Here is a 14,805-nt window from a genome sequence, read left to right as displayed (position 1 = left end):
CTTCTTACTAAGGTTACTTAAAATTGTAGAAATGGAAAATTTAGACAACTGAAAGTTGTCAACACAAGAAACAATCTTACCTACTTTGTTTTCAAAGACTTAACAAAACATAAGATTATCCCTACGACCTACTTTTTAGGCTGGTATTTGGCCAATGCCTTGGTTACGATGTGCTGTAAAACCGATTCTCGTTTTTCCGGAGTGTAGTTTTCCTTAAATGAACTTTCCGTTACGGCATTCCAAATTAGAAGGTCCTTTTGAGTATCCACAAAATCAAATCTGATTTCCCTTTTCTGATTTGGTTCCCCTACAGGAATACCTACCGAAACACCACCACCAACATTTCTGCCACCTCCACCCAGACCAACACCTACCGATGTATTTTGTGGAGCTTTAAAAAATCTGGTTTTAATGTTTACGTAAAAATCCGAATCCTCAGAAAAACGTATTCCTTTCAACTGCAATTCTGCATCAATGGCATCTAAAAGCCTTTTTTCATCTAACGGACTAAGACCCGTCTGTAATTCTGGATAGAAATTGTACGTAGCGTAATTGCTAAAATCTGTTTGTGTATCATAATCATGATACACTTTTACGGACCCACATGCCGTTAGAAGCAATAACACGAAAACCATACAAATACTTTTCATCTCTAAGGTTTTATGATTTCAGTACCTTTTCGTCATTTAGCATAGACCATAAACGGTCTTTTAGTTCCGTAATTCCTTTTTGTGCCACTGAGGATATGAACATATATGGAACTCCATCAAGTCCCTCATTCAATTCGTCCTGTATTTCAGAAATTAATTCCTCATCCAACATATCACTTTTTGAAACGGCAATGAGACGTTCCTTATCCAAAAGCTCAGGATTATACCTTCTAAGTTCGTCCAAAAGAATTTTATATTCCTTTACAATGTCCTTACTATCCGCTGGTACTAAGAACAACAAGGTTGCATTACGTTCAATATGTCTTAAAAAGTAGTGACCAAGTCCTTTGCCTTCTGCAGCTCCTTCAATAATACCTGGAATATCTGCCATCACAAAGCTTCTAAAATCACGATATTCCACAATACCCAAATTGGGTTTTAAGGTCGTGAACTCATAGTCGGCAATTTTAGGTTTGGCACTGGTGATTACGGAAAGAAGGGTTGATTTTCCGGCATTGGGAAAACCTACCAGCCCAACGTCTGCCAGCACCTTTAATTCCAATGTAACATCTATTTCTTGCCCAGGTATACCTGGTTGGGCATATCTTGGGGTTTGGTTGGTACTGGTCTTAAAATGCCAATTTCCCCTACCTCCCATACCCCCTTCAAGAAGCATTTTCTCTTGATTATGTTCGGTAATTTCAAAAATGGTTTCTTGGGTATCGGTATTTTTGATAACCGTTCCCAAGGGCACCTCTAAATATACATCTTCGCCATCCGCACCGGTACTTCGTTGCTTTCCGCCATGTTCCCCATGACCTGCCTTGAAATGCTTTTTAAATTTAAAGCCTACCAAGGTCCAAAGGTTTTGGTTACCACGAACAATAATATGACCTCCACGGCCACCATCTCCCCCATCAGGACCTCCTTTTGCCACATATTTTTCCCTGTGCAAATGGGCAGACCCCTTACCTCCATTACCGGATTCGGCATGAATTTTCACATAATCAACAAAATTACCTTCCGTCATGCGTACGCTTTCAAAATTAATTTTCTAAATGGCTACAAAAGTACGCATTTACAGACACCTACATGGATTATCTAAATTGAAAGCAGTAGGAATGTGAAGAAAAAATACTCGTAATTAGTCTTCTAGCTGAAAATCTATGGTAGAAACCACCCGTACAAGTTTTATTTGGGGTGTATTTTGGTCACGATCGTTAATGGAAAACAACCCTTGTCTGGCTACCCGAATTTCCCCTACTTTAGCCTTACTGTCCCGTGCAAACTTTTCAGCTACCTCACGGGCATTTTTAGTAGCTTCTTCCACCATTTCAGGTTTTAAATCGTTTAGTTTGGTGAACATATATTCAATGGGCCTCCAAGAGTTTTTAGAACCGAGTAGTACCCCATCGCTAATTAATTCTGATGATTCTGCCAAAGCTTTTTGCAAACGTGGAATATCCGTAGTCCTTACCGTTATTTCAATATTGGCCAAATAACGATACTGACTGTACTGTGCATTGTTGTTGTAGATATTGGCACGGGCATCGGTAACGTTGATGGTGCCCCGGGTAAGCTCCTCTTCTTTAAATCCCTGCTCCTTGAAAAATTGGACCACTTGCTTATTCTGGGCTTCAATGTCTTGCCTTAGGGTTGACAAATCATTGCCCGTTAAGGATATGGTCATGGGCCACACCGCCAAATCTGCATTTACTTCACGCTCCGAAAGACCCTTTACCTGAACATAGCGATCATACTTTTTCCCGGCTCTATGCATATTGCCCACAAAATATCCGGCAATTACAATGGCGACAGCCAAAACAACGGTCTTAAGCCAATCCAGATTTTTCATGGGTTCTCTTTAAAGTTCCTCGATCACCTTACCAAGTCGATGGGTAATTTCATCGATAGCACCAATACCATTTACACTGTGAAATTTACCCTGAGCTTCGTAGTAATCTTTTAAGGGAGCTGTTTTTTGATTGTATTCATCAAACCGGTTTCTGATTTTTGACTCGTCTTGATCATCGCTCCTACCACTTACTTTACCTCTTTCCAAAAGTCTTTGTATCAAGACCTCATCGTTTGCTTCCAGGGCAATAGTAGCATTTACCTTCATATCCCTTCCTTCTAAAAAGGTATCCAAAGCTTCGGCCTGTGCAGCAGTTCTTGGGAATCCATCAAAAATAAAACCACTGGCATCGGCATTTTTTTCAACGGCATCTTCCAACATTTTAATAGTAACTTCATCGGGCACCAAATCACCATTGTCTATATATGACTTGGCCAATTGACCCAATTCAGTATTGTTTTTCATATTGTAACGGAACAAATCCCCGGTAGAAATATGCTTCAAGTTGTACTTTTCCTTTAAAAATTCTGCTTGGGTACCTTTTCCTGCACCCGGTTTCCCGAACAAAACGAGATTGATCATATGCTTTTGGTTTAATTGATAGACTTCCTTGAGGTTCCTTCCCAATTCCATATAATCGAGTCCGTAACCTACAATGAACTTATCCGGTATTTCAATGCCCCAATAGTCTATAGCGTATTCTCCGTTATAAACATCGGACTTATAAAAAAGACTGGCAATTTTAAAGTCCTTTACGTTTGCATTGGAAAACAACAGCACCAATTCCTTTAATGTTCTACCGGTGTCTATGATATCTTCCAAAATAACTACGCTACGACCATCAATATCTTCAGATACATCCAATAAAGTCTGCACAATTCCGGTAGATGTAAGACCACGGTAGGAACTCAGTTTCACAAAGGAAACCTCGCAATCGTAGGGGTAGTGTTTTAGAAAATCCGACACGAACATAAAAGCGCCGTTAAGCACCCCCACGAATAAGGGTACCTCGTTTTTGTAATCTGCCGCTACCTTTTCTGCAACGGACTTTACCGCGGCCTGAACCTGGGCCTCGCTCAAAAACGGTTTAAAATGCTTGTCATGTAGTTTGATCAACGCCAAAACTTTTGAGAATTGCCAAATATAGCATTTTGATTTCTCTTTTTTAACACCCTGACGACGGTTTTGGGAATTACACGTATTTTTGTGGCAATTAAAAGAAAAGATGCCAGTAAAAGAGAACCCAAATTATTTTTCCTCCAACTTTAACCTAGGAATTCTAGGTGGTGGGCAGTTAGGAAAAATGATGCTTTATGAGACCCGTAAATTTGATATAAGAACCAAGGTATTGGATGCCTCCAGTGAAGCTCCCTCTAAAATTGCCTGCAACCAATTTGTACAGGGAGACCTTATGGATTACCAGACCGTTCTGGATTTTGCCACGGATGTAGACGTGCTCACCATTGAGATCGAAAATGTAAACGTTGAGGCTTTGGAAAAACTGGAAGATCAAGGCAAAACAGTCTACCCTCCTACCAAGGCTTTACGAATAATTCAGAATAAGGCAAAACAAAAGCTCTTTTATGTAGACAACCAAATTCCTACCGCGGATTTTAGCAGATTTGCCTACAAAAGCGAAATCAAGGACAGTATTGAAAATGGCGGGCTTCAATTCCCTTTTATATGGAAAGCCGCCCAATTTGGTTACGATGGCCAAGGCGTTAAGGTGGTACGTAAAATGGAGGATTTGAACGCATTGCCTCCCGGTGAGTGCATTGCCGAGGAGATAATCGACTTTAAGAACGAATTGGCTGTAATTGTGTGCAGAAGTGCCAACGGAGAAATTAAAACGTACCCCGTAGTGGAAATGGAATTTCATCCAGAGGCCAATCAAGTGGAGTATGTTATCTGCCCCGCACGAATAGATGAAAAAGTAGCAGAAAGGGCTCAAGAAGTGGCACTTAAAGTCTCTGAAAAGATTGAGCACGTAGGTCTTTTGGCCGTAGAGCTTTTTCAAACCCAGACAGATGAAATTTTGGTGAACGAAGTGGCTCCCAGACCTCATAATAGCGGACATTACAGTATTGAAGCCAGCTATACCAACCAATTTGAACAGCACATACGGGCCATACTGAACCTTCCTTTGGGCGAAACCAAAAGTAAGGTAGCGGGTATTATGGTCAACTTGGTAGGCGCAGAAGGACATACGGGAGATGTACATTACCAAAATATAGAAGAGATATTGGCCATGGAAGGGGTTACACCCCATATTTATGGTAAGAAACAAACCAGACCGTTTAGAAAGATGGGCCACGTAACCATTGTTAACCAAGATATTTCAAAGGCCAGGCAAATTGCCCAACAAGTAAAGGAAACCATCAAAGTAATAAGCAAATAAACATGAGTAAAGTAGCCGTTGTAATGGGTAGCACAAGTGACCTGCCCGTAATGCAAGACGCAATAGATATATTAAAGGAACTAAAGATTGAGGTAGATGTAGATATTGTCTCTGCTCATAGAACCCCGGAAAAACTTTTTGAATTTAGTAAAAACGCCCACACCAACGGTTATTCCGTGATTATAGCGGGTGCTGGTGGCGCGGCACATCTTCCTGGAATGGTTGCATCCATGTCTCCCCTACCGGTGATTGGGGTGCCTGTAAAAAGCAGCAATTCAATAGATGGCTGGGACTCCGTACTTTCCATATTACAGATGCCCGGAGGTGTTCCTGTGGCAACTGTAGCCCTTAACGGTGCCAAAAATGCCGGAATATTGGCCGCTCAAATTTTAGGAAGTAGCAACCAAGAAATTTTGGACAGAATTATTGCTTACAAAGAAGGTCTTAAACAAAAAGTGATTGATGGAGCTAAAAGCCTATCAAAATAACAACCGACTGTCCTATTTATGAACACACCTTCGTTTATTGGCTTTCTGTTGAGTATTTTGGGCATAGCCGCATTGCTGTTTTGGGGCCGAAATATCCAAAACCCCTATTGGAAATGCATTTGGAGAAGTGGTTTGCTGTTTTGTTCCCTTTACGCATTAATATTGCTTATTTTAGCTATGAATGCGCAATACATAAACCTTCAAATGGAGGCTATGGACCTTGATTCCAACGGTAAAATAGACCTAACGGAATATACTCCGGAATATAGGGAACTACGCAATCAACTTTTAAAGGACCCCGAAAAGAAACAATGCGTTTTTAAACGCTGCCCTTTTATCTTTACTAATGGCAGGAATCGCTTTAGGAATGGATACCTTTACCACTTACCTCAAGTCTAAAACAGATAGAATACGAATTTAGAAAAAACGAGTAGCTATGAACCCCTTATTACAACCTTTTGATACAGCCCCATTTTCAAAAATCAAGAACGAGCATTTTAAACCTGCTTTTCTTCAGGCCATGGAAGATGCCCGTGCAGAAATTGATGCCATAACGGAAAATAAGGAGGAGCCCAGTTTTGAAAACACCATAGTCGCGCTTGAATTTAGCGGTCAGCAATTGGATCGTATTTCCAGTGTTTTCTTCAATTTGAACTCTGCCGAGACCAATGAGGAAATTCAAAAAATTGCCCAAGAGGTTTCTCCCCTACTTTCTGAATTCAGTAATGACATTACCTTAAACGAGGGACTTTTTAAACGTATAAAGTATGTTTTTGACGCCAGGGAAGATTTGGACCTTAGCGTTGAGGAAAGCACCTTGTTGGAGAAAAAATATAAAAGTTTTAGCCGAAACGGAGCGAATTTACCAGAGGATAAAAAGAAAAGACTTCGTGAAATAGATTCGGAACTATCAAAACTTAAGTTAACTTTTGGCGAGAACGTTCTGGCCGAAACCAATAAGTATGAAATGCATCTTACCAATGAGAAAGATGTAGCAGGGCTGCCGGAAGGTGAAAAAGAGGCAGCGGCCCAATTGGCAAAGTCCAAGGAAAAAGAAGGCTGGTTGGTAACTTTGGATTACCCCAGTTACATCCCTTTTATGAAATATGCCAAAAACCGGGAGCTTCGTAAAGAATTGTCCCTAGCCTTTGGAAGCAAAGGGTTTCATCATGATGAATTGGACAATCAAGAAAACGTTCTAAAGATTGCCAAATTACGTCATGAAAGAGCACAATTATTAGATTATGAAACCCATGCCCATTTTGTCCTAGTAGAACGTATGGCAGAAACCCCTGAAAAAGTACAAGAATTTTTAAACGAGCTGCTTCTAAAGGCCAAACCTGCCGCAGAACACGAATTTCAAGAACTTTCCCAGTTTGCCAATGAATTGGACGGCTTGGACCAATTGCAAAAATGGGATGCCAGTTATTATTCCGAAAAGCTAAAACAAAAGCTCTTTAATCTGGATGACGAAATACTAAAACCCTACTTTAAACTTGAAAACGTTATTAACGGTGTTTTTAAGGTAGCAGAAAAACTCTTTGACCTAAAATTTAAGGAAGTCAACAATGTAGACAAATATCATGAGGAGGTACTTACATATGAAGTTTACGACCAAAAAGACAATTTCATATCCTTGTTCTACGCAGATTTTCATCCTAGAAAAGGAAAGCGTGGCGGCGCTTGGATGACCTCCTATAAATCGCAATACAAAAAAGACGGCAAGAATATCCGTCCCCATATTAGCAACGTTTGTAATTTTACACGTTCAACCAGCAGTAAACCGTCCCTACTTACTTTTAACGAGGTAACAACCCTATTTCATGAGTTTGGCCATGGGCTACACGGTATGCTGGCAAATACCACCTATCCCAGTTTATCTGGAACATCAGTGTATTGGGATTTTGTGGAGCTCCCAAGCCAGGTAATGGAAAATTGGTGCTATGAAAAAGAGGCGTTGGAGCTCTTTGCACACCATTATGAAACCGGTGAGTTGATTCCTATGGAACTGGTTCAAAAAATCAAGGAATCCGCCACCTTCCAAGAAGGGATGCAAACCTTGAGACAGTTAAGTTTTGGACTCTTGGATATGGCATGGCACGCCCAGGACCCAACGGCTATTGAAGATGTTAAAGCCTTTGAAACATTAGCTTTTACAGGAACGCAACTTTATCCTGAAACCCCGGAAACCTGTATGAGTACGGCTTTTTCCCATATATTTCAAGGAGGTTATTCTTCAGGATATTACAGCTATAAATGGGCAGAGGTGCTAGATGCAGATGCATTTGCCTATTTCAAGGAAAATGGAATTTTCAATAAAACCATCGCTTCCAAATTCAAGGACAACGTACTTTCCATGGGCGGAACAGAAAATCCAATGGAGCTTTACAAAAGATTCAGGGGACAAGAGCCTAAAGTAGAAGCCCTTTTGGAAAGAGCCGGACTATTGTAACTCAGAAAGTAACGTCAAGACAAATCTAAACTACGCATAACCCAACTTTTTCTTTAAAATGTAGTCGTTTACGCACATATTTTCTAAATTTACCTGTACTACAGACCATTGCCAACCATTTGATTGAACCACCATTATTCAAAAATTTAGATGGGAGAGAAGATGCTACAGGAAAGCGACCTTAAAGACTTACGTGCGGATATTAATAAAGTCGCTAAAATAGGTATTTACCACGTTGATCTAATTACGGGGGTATCCTATTGGGACACCGTTCTCAAAGATATTTTTGAGATTCCCCACGATTTTGAACCTTATATGGGCGCCAGCGATCAATTTTTCCCGGACCCCAAGCAACTGGAGCTCAAGCACGCCACCTATCAAAAGAGCATAAAAAATGGCACTCCGTTTGAAATGGAGAACCAAATTGTAACGGCTAAGGGAAATCATAAAACTGTAAGAGCCTTTGGGCATCCTACTTTTAAGGACGGCGAATGCGTGGCCCTCTCGGGCGGACTAATGGATGTTACTGGCCAAAAGCAAACGGAACATGACCTCATGCAAATTAAGGAGCAGTGGGACATGGCCGAAAATATTGCAAAAATTGGATATTGGCAGTGGAATATTGCGGAGGACCATTTTAAATGTTCGGATAATCTAAGGGAGACCTACGGTATTGGCATGGGAACAAGGATCAACCTCGAGTTGATTCTAAGCAAGGTTCATAGGGATGACCGCGAAATGCTCTCATCCAACATAAAAGAGTTTCTAAAAACCAAGCAGTTCAACAAGTTTATGTACCGGGTTTGTCCAAATGAAGGAGAAACAAGGTTCTTGCAGGCCTATGGTAAGGTCATTTCCAATGCATCAGGGCAAGCCATTGAAATGGTGGGAACCACCCAAGACATCACTGAAAATCTCTCACAACAACAAGACTTATCCCAAAAAAATCAATTGTTAGGTTTTGCAGAGGAAATGGCCAACCTAGGGCATTGGATCATAGATTTGGAAAAGGACACTATAGAATGGTCAGACACCTTATATCGCCTATACGATGAGGAATTGGGTTCCAAAATTACATATGAAAGCTTTTTGGAGAAAATTCATCCAGAAGACAGACAAACGGTTATTGACCATACCAGACAGGCCATAAAGACAGGAAAGAAGCAAGAGTTCATCCATAGATCGTACCATCAAGATGGAACTATTCACTATTTAAAGGTCATAGGCAAAGCTGTAACAAATAAAAACGGCTGGAGCATAAAGCTTACGGGCATTACCGTAGATATCACCAAGGAGATTTTAAGGTCTCAAGAGCTTGAAACAGGTAACCAGCAACTAAAATATGCAGAAGAACTTGCCAATTTTGGTTTCTATCGGTTAGACTTAATCACAGGAATTGCAGAGTGGTCAGACAATACCCATCGCATCTACGGTATTCCAATGGATCAAAAAGTCACTTTGGAACAATACTTATCAAAAATTCATCCAGATGACCAGTATAAAGCACATGACATTCTAAGCGGTACACATGACAACGAAAGCACTATAAAATTTCATCACCGGACAGTACCAATTGACGGGAAGGTAAAACATATTGAAGCCTTAGTAAATGTAGAAAAAGATAAAAATGGCAATACAATAGCCTTTAGAGGTACCGTAAACGACATCACTGAACAAGTTACCAATGAATTTGAACTTCGTTGTAAAACCCAACTGCTGGATATTGGTGAAACCTTGGCAAATATGGCCTACTGGGAATGGGATGTGGTAAAGGACCAAATCAAATGTTCAGATAACCTCTATCGCATCCACGGTTATGATCAGGGCACACCTTTAAATAAAGCGGCCATCATTAATAGCATCCATCCCGAAGACCGTGAAGCAACGGAACAACGGATAAAAAAATACATATCTCAAGGTGTCTTTAAAAAGTTCACCCATAGAATAGTTCATGACAATGGAACTACTATTACGGTAGAGGTCACTGGAAGTGCCGTCACCAACAAGGGGGGCAAAGTGATTCAGATCAACGGGGTTACACAAGACGTTACTGAAACTATTTTAAGGGAACAAGAGCTTATTCGCAAGAACCAGCTCATGCAACTTGGAGAACAGATTGGTCAAATGGGTTTTTGGCAATGGTTTCCAGAGAAGGATGAATTCATATGGTCAGACAATGCATACCGTCTATTGGGACTGGAAATTGGTTCCCCAATGAATTTGGCTGCGGTGGCCAAAATTTCACACCCGGATGATGTACCCTTAATCAAATCAAAGACAGAAGAATTTCTCAAAACAAAGGTTTTTACCACGTTTCAATATCGTATCATCTTACCAAATGGAGACATTAGAACCTTTGAACTAGCTGGAGATATAATTGTTAATGGGCAAGGGAGAGTGAAAGAAATATTGGGTACTGCTCAAGATATTAGCGAAAGATTGGCCCAGCAAGAAGAAATGATTGCCCAAAACCAACTAATGGATGCAGCGGAACAAGTGGGAAATGTTGGCTTTTGGCGTTGGACACCGGATGATGGCGTATATACCATGTCAGATAATGTATATAGAATATTCGGTTGGGAAATAGGTACACCCATGAACCTTGAGGACTCCATTGCCTTTGTACACCCTGAAGATATTCCTTTAGTACAAGAGCACACCGGAAGAATATTTACAGAAAAAGTTTTTGATCGGTTCTCCTACAGAATCCTAAAAAAGGGAACGGAAGTTAGGTGGGTAGAGGTGAACGGAAGTATTGTTGAGAACAACATTGGTGATATAGTGGAGGTTACCGGCACCACTCAGGACATTACCGAAAAAGTAATTGCCAAAAAGGCTTTAGAAGAAAAAAACAACCATTTACTTGAAGCCGAAAGAATGGCCAATTTGGGTCATTGGCAATGGAATGCCAATAAGGATGTTTTTATTTGGTCTGATAATCTTTACAGAATTTTTGGTTTTGAGTTGGGCATACCTATGACCATGCAGCTATTGACTTCCAAAGTAATCCCGGAAGATATGCCAAAAATTGAACGGATTATAATGGAAATTCTTGAAAACAAGGAATTCCCAAAGTTCCGTTATAGAATTTTTGGTCCGGATAACGCAATAAAGACCTTACAAATAGAGGGTAAAATAACGGAGGTTGAAGGAGAAATACTTCTAACCGGTGTTACACAGGATATCTCAGAAACTGTATTACAACAACTGAAACTTGAAGAAAAAAACAACCAACTCCAGCTGGCCGAAAAAATGGCTAAAATGGGAAATTGGCATTGGGACTCCCTTACCAACGAAGTTGTATGGTCAGATCATTTATATGAAATCTTTGACCACCCTAAGGATCAGCCTTTATCCTATGAAGTATATCTCAGCTACGTTCATGAAGAAGATTATGGTTATGTAAAAGGTAAAATTGATGAAGCAAGAGAAACAGGAGTTTACGAAAAACTGATCTATCGTATTAGGCTTAAGAATGGAAAAATTAAAACAATAAGCTCCACAGGTACTGTAGTTTGTGACATACAAGGGAAGTTTACCGAAATGATGGGCACCTGTCAAGATGTTACGGAACAGGTACTAAAAGAGCATGAATTAACGGAGAAAAACCTGCAATTGAATTTTGCAGAGGAAATGGCCGGATTGGGCTATTGGAGTTGGAACGTAAAAACGGATGATGTACAGTGGTCCGATAATGTGTATCGAATTTTTGAGAAGGAAATGCATCAAAAGGTACGTTTCAATGATGCTTTTGACAGAACCCATCCAGACGATGTAGCATCCTTTCAAAAATTCATTGATGAGATATTTAAGACCAAAACTTTTAGACCTTACCAGTATAGAATTGTTCTGGAAAATGGTATAGAGAAACACGTAGAAATCGATGCCCGATTGAAATTGAATAAAAAAGGTGAAATCACGCATATTTCCGGAACCGTTCATGATATTACCCAAATAATAAAGGACCAAGAGGAAAAAGAAAGAAGGAACCAATTATTTGTTTTAGGAGAGCGTATAAGCAAGATGGGGCATTGGAGATGGTTTCCTTCAACCAATGAACTTGAATGGTCAGACAACATCTATCGTCTTTATAATGTAGAAATTGGAATACCGGTTGATATTGAGTTCATGGCCAACCACATACACCCGGAGGACGTATCCAAATTATACGATATGATGGCGCATTGTTTGGAACAAAAATCGTTTAAAAGGTGGACCCACAGAATCATTAACGAAAACGGTTTTATTTCAACCATTGAAATCAATGGGGAACTTATTTTCGACTCAAAAGGAAATATTACAGAGGTCATTGGAACCGGACAGGATGTTACAGACCGATTAAGGACCCAAGAAGAGCTTGTTTTGAAGAACAAGCAATTGAACAATGCCGAGAAAATGGCCAAAATTGGCCATTGGCAATGGACCATTGGGGAAGACAATTCCTATTGGTCAAATAATCTTTATGAGATACATGGAGTAGAGGTCAATTCCGAGATTTCAGTTGAAAAATACTTGACCTTTGTTCATGAGAATGACAGAAATAAGGTACGGGATACTATTGAGGGGGCGTTAGAAAGTAAAATCTTTTCACCCGTAATCTATCGCATAGTACTGCCCAATGGAAACATTAAAACCATGAGGACCATTGGCGATGTGGTTCTTAATGAATCTGGTGAACCTGTTAAGTTAGTTGGTACTATCCAAGATATATCTGAACAAATAACCAAGGAACTTGAATTAGAACACAAAAATGACCAACTGGTGGCCGCAGAAAAAATGGCCAAAATAGGTCATTGGAGATGGAATTTGGACTCAGATACCGCCTATTGGTCAGACAATCTTTATCACATACATGGTTTACCAAAAGACACCGTCATAACCCTTGAAAAATATTTTGATTGTATTGTAGAAGAAGATAGGGAAATGGTCCAAAGAAATTTGGAAACTACTATTGCAACTAAGAAAATTGAGGGAAATGTTTATCGCATTTCGCTACCTCAAGGTGGTACTAAAACCATTAAAGGAGTGGGTAAAGTTATCCTTAATCAATCAGGAGAAGTGACAGAATTGATGGGTACCTGCCAAGATATTTCAGATCAAGTGGCACGAGAACAAGAATTGGTTGAAAAAAACCGTATGATGTCCTTTGCAGAAGAGCTTTCAGGAATTGGTTATTGGAAATGGGACGTTATCAATGACGTCATCGAAAAATCGGAAAACTTATTAAAAATTCTTGATTTTAAACCGGGTACCCTTTTAAACTTCAATAAATATTTGCTTAGGGTTCACCCAAAAGATATGGACATGGTAGTGGCCAAAAGTCAGCAGATTGTAAGGGAAAAAACTTTTGAGAAGTTCACACATAGAATTATTAGATTGGATGGCAGCGAGAGAACCTTAGAACTTACCGGCGAGGTCATTCTAAACACCGCTGGTAATGTCATAGAGCTTATTGGTTCTTCAAATGACATTACGGAAAGAATCAACTATGAACAAGAACTAAAACAACAGAACCAACTATTAAAAATATCGGAAGAACTAAGTGGAATAGGCCATTTCAAATGGAATATGCTACACGAAAAGTTCGAAATTTCGGATAATCTATACCGTATTCTGGACTTGGAACCAGACACTTCTATGGATTATGAGCGGTATATGGAGTGCCTCCATCCAGAGGATCGTGAACTGGTTACGTTGTCCTTTTATGATTTTCTTCAAAAACGGAAATTTGAGCAATTCACCCATCGCATCATCAGAAAAAATGGGACCGTGCGCACATTGGAAGTAGTTGGTGAGTTTATTACGGATAAGAACGGGGTGGTTGAAATGATCGGTACTGCACAGGATATTACAGAACGGCGTATGGCAGAAATCAAATTCCGCGGCCTATTGGAATCTGCCCCGGATGCGATGATTATAACGGATAGGCAAGGTAATATTCAGTTTACAAATAAACAGGCCAGATTATTGTTGAGATACGAACCTGATGAGCTTATAGGCAAGCCTATAACTTCTTTATATCCCAATAAGTTTAAGAATCTGCACATTTTATACGCCACGCAGTTTTTAGAGAATCCGTCAGAAATGTACGTAATTCAAAACCAAGAACTTTTTATTTTCAATAAAAGGGGAGAAAGAATTCCCGTTCAAGTGAGCTTTGGTCCGGTGGAAACGGCAGACGGCCTACTTATTTCCATAGCGGTACGGGATATTACCGCACGCCGTAATGCAGAACAAAAAATTATAGAAGCCAACAAAAGACTTAAAGAAACCTCCAAAAAGCTGAACATACAAAATAAACAGTTAAGTGATTTTAACCACATAACCTCACATAATTTAAGGGCTCCGGTCAGTAATTTAAATTCTTTATTGGATTTATACTTGGCGGAGGAAGACCCGCTAAAGCGTGAAGTACTCTTTAGAAAGTTTGAAAAGGTAATCCACCACCTATCGGATACTTTGGAAACCCTCATTGAAACCCTACGAATCAAAAGTGAAACCAAGGACAATAAAACCAAACTTTATTTTAACGATGCATTACAAAAAACCGAAGAGTTATTAACAGCTCAAATATCTGACAGTGAAATAAAAATCACTTCAGATTTTTCTCACGCTTCCAATATTACTTATAATCAAGTATATTTGGACAGTATTTTTCTTAACTTAGTAAGTAATGCTATTAAATACCGGTCTCCAGACAGGCCATCAACCCTTGAGGTCAAGAGCTGGAAAGAAGGAGACAAAACCCTTATTTCATTTAAAGACAACGGATTAGGGATAGATTTAAAAAAGCATGGCGCCAAATTATTTGGTCTTAACAAAGTATTTCATAGACATCCGGAAGCCAAGGGAGTAGGTCTTTTCTTGACCAAAGCCCAAATTGAGGCCATGGGAGGTTCTATAAAAGTGGAAAGTACGGTGGGTAAAGGAACCACTTTTATTATAAATTTAGACTGATTGCT

9 protein-coding genes are annotated in these 14,805 nt (G+C 39.8%); 5 read left to right on the top strand and 4 right to left on the bottom strand.

Translation table 11 applies throughout. From position 1 onward, the window contains the following. Nucleotides 1-128 precede the first annotated feature (128 nt). The 4 genes from IL355_RS06015 to IL355_RS06000 all read right to left on the bottom strand — a co-directional run bounded on the left by IL355_RS06015 (nucleotide 129) and on the right by IL355_RS06000 (nucleotide 3,621). On the bottom strand, nucleotides 129-650 hold the full coding sequence (locus IL355_RS06015; RefSeq protein WP_192461242.1) for a DUF4136 domain-containing protein: 522 nt from the start codon (nucleotides 648-650) through the stop codon (nucleotides 129-131). A 10-nt stretch (nucleotides 651-660) separates the two neighbouring features. Next, nucleotides 661-1,680, bottom strand: coding sequence for a GTPase ObgE (gene obgE, locus IL355_RS06010; protein ID WP_192461241.1), 1,020 nt, complete (start codon nucleotides 1,678-1,680; stop codon nucleotides 661-663). A 114-nt stretch (nucleotides 1,681-1,794) separates the two neighbouring features. Continuing rightward, a complete protein-coding gene (locus IL355_RS06005; protein WP_192461240.1) occupies nucleotides 1,795-2,505 on the bottom strand; it encodes an SIMPL domain-containing protein in 711 nt (236 codons plus the stop codon). Between the two features lie 9 nt (nucleotides 2,506-2,514). Continuing rightward, on the bottom strand, nucleotides 2,515-3,621 hold the full coding sequence (locus IL355_RS06000; RefSeq protein ID WP_192461239.1) for an adenylate kinase: 1,107 nt from the start codon (nucleotides 3,619-3,621) through the stop codon (nucleotides 2,515-2,517). A 109-nt stretch (nucleotides 3,622-3,730) separates the two neighbouring features. On the opposite strand from IL355_RS06000, the gene IL355_RS05995 reads away from it, so the two are divergent. From IL355_RS05995 to IL355_RS05975, 5 genes are all read left to right on the top strand, one after another. Beyond that, nucleotides 3,731-4,903 carry a 5-(carboxyamino)imidazole ribonucleotide synthase gene (locus IL355_RS05995; protein WP_192461238.1) on the top strand — a complete coding sequence of 391 codons (1,173 nt, stop codon included), beginning with the start codon at nucleotides 3,731-3,733 and terminating at the stop codon, nucleotides 4,901-4,903. Nucleotides 4,904-4,905: 2 nt separating this feature from the next. After that, a complete protein-coding gene (purE, locus tag IL355_RS05990) occupies nucleotides 4,906-5,391 on the top strand; it encodes a 5-(carboxyamino)imidazole ribonucleotide mutase (protein ID WP_192461237.1) in 486 nt (161 codons plus the stop codon). Nucleotides 5,392-5,409: 18 nt separating this feature from the next. After that, entirely contained in the window at nucleotides 5,410-5,790 is a 381-nt protein-coding gene (locus IL355_RS05985) for a hypothetical protein (RefSeq protein ID WP_192461236.1), read from the top strand. 37 nt (nucleotides 5,791-5,827) lie between these two features. Next, nucleotides 5,828-7,843, top strand: coding sequence for a M3 family metallopeptidase (locus IL355_RS05980; protein ID WP_192461235.1), 2,016 nt, complete (start codon nucleotides 5,828-5,830; stop codon nucleotides 7,841-7,843). Between the two features lie 150 nt (nucleotides 7,844-7,993). After that, a complete protein-coding gene (locus IL355_RS05975; protein WP_192461234.1) occupies nucleotides 7,994-14,800 on the top strand; it encodes a PAS domain-containing sensor histidine kinase in 6,807 nt (2,268 codons plus the stop codon). Nucleotides 14,801-14,805: the final 5 nt, after the last annotated feature.

The organism is Euzebyella saccharophila (assembly GCF_014855495.1).
GTDB lineage: Bacteria > Bacteroidota > Bacteroidia > Flavobacteriales > Flavobacteriaceae > Euzebyella > Euzebyella saccharophila.
The sequence above is the reverse complement of the archived record's forward strand: the minus strand, read 5'-3'. Positions and strand labels throughout refer to the sequence as shown.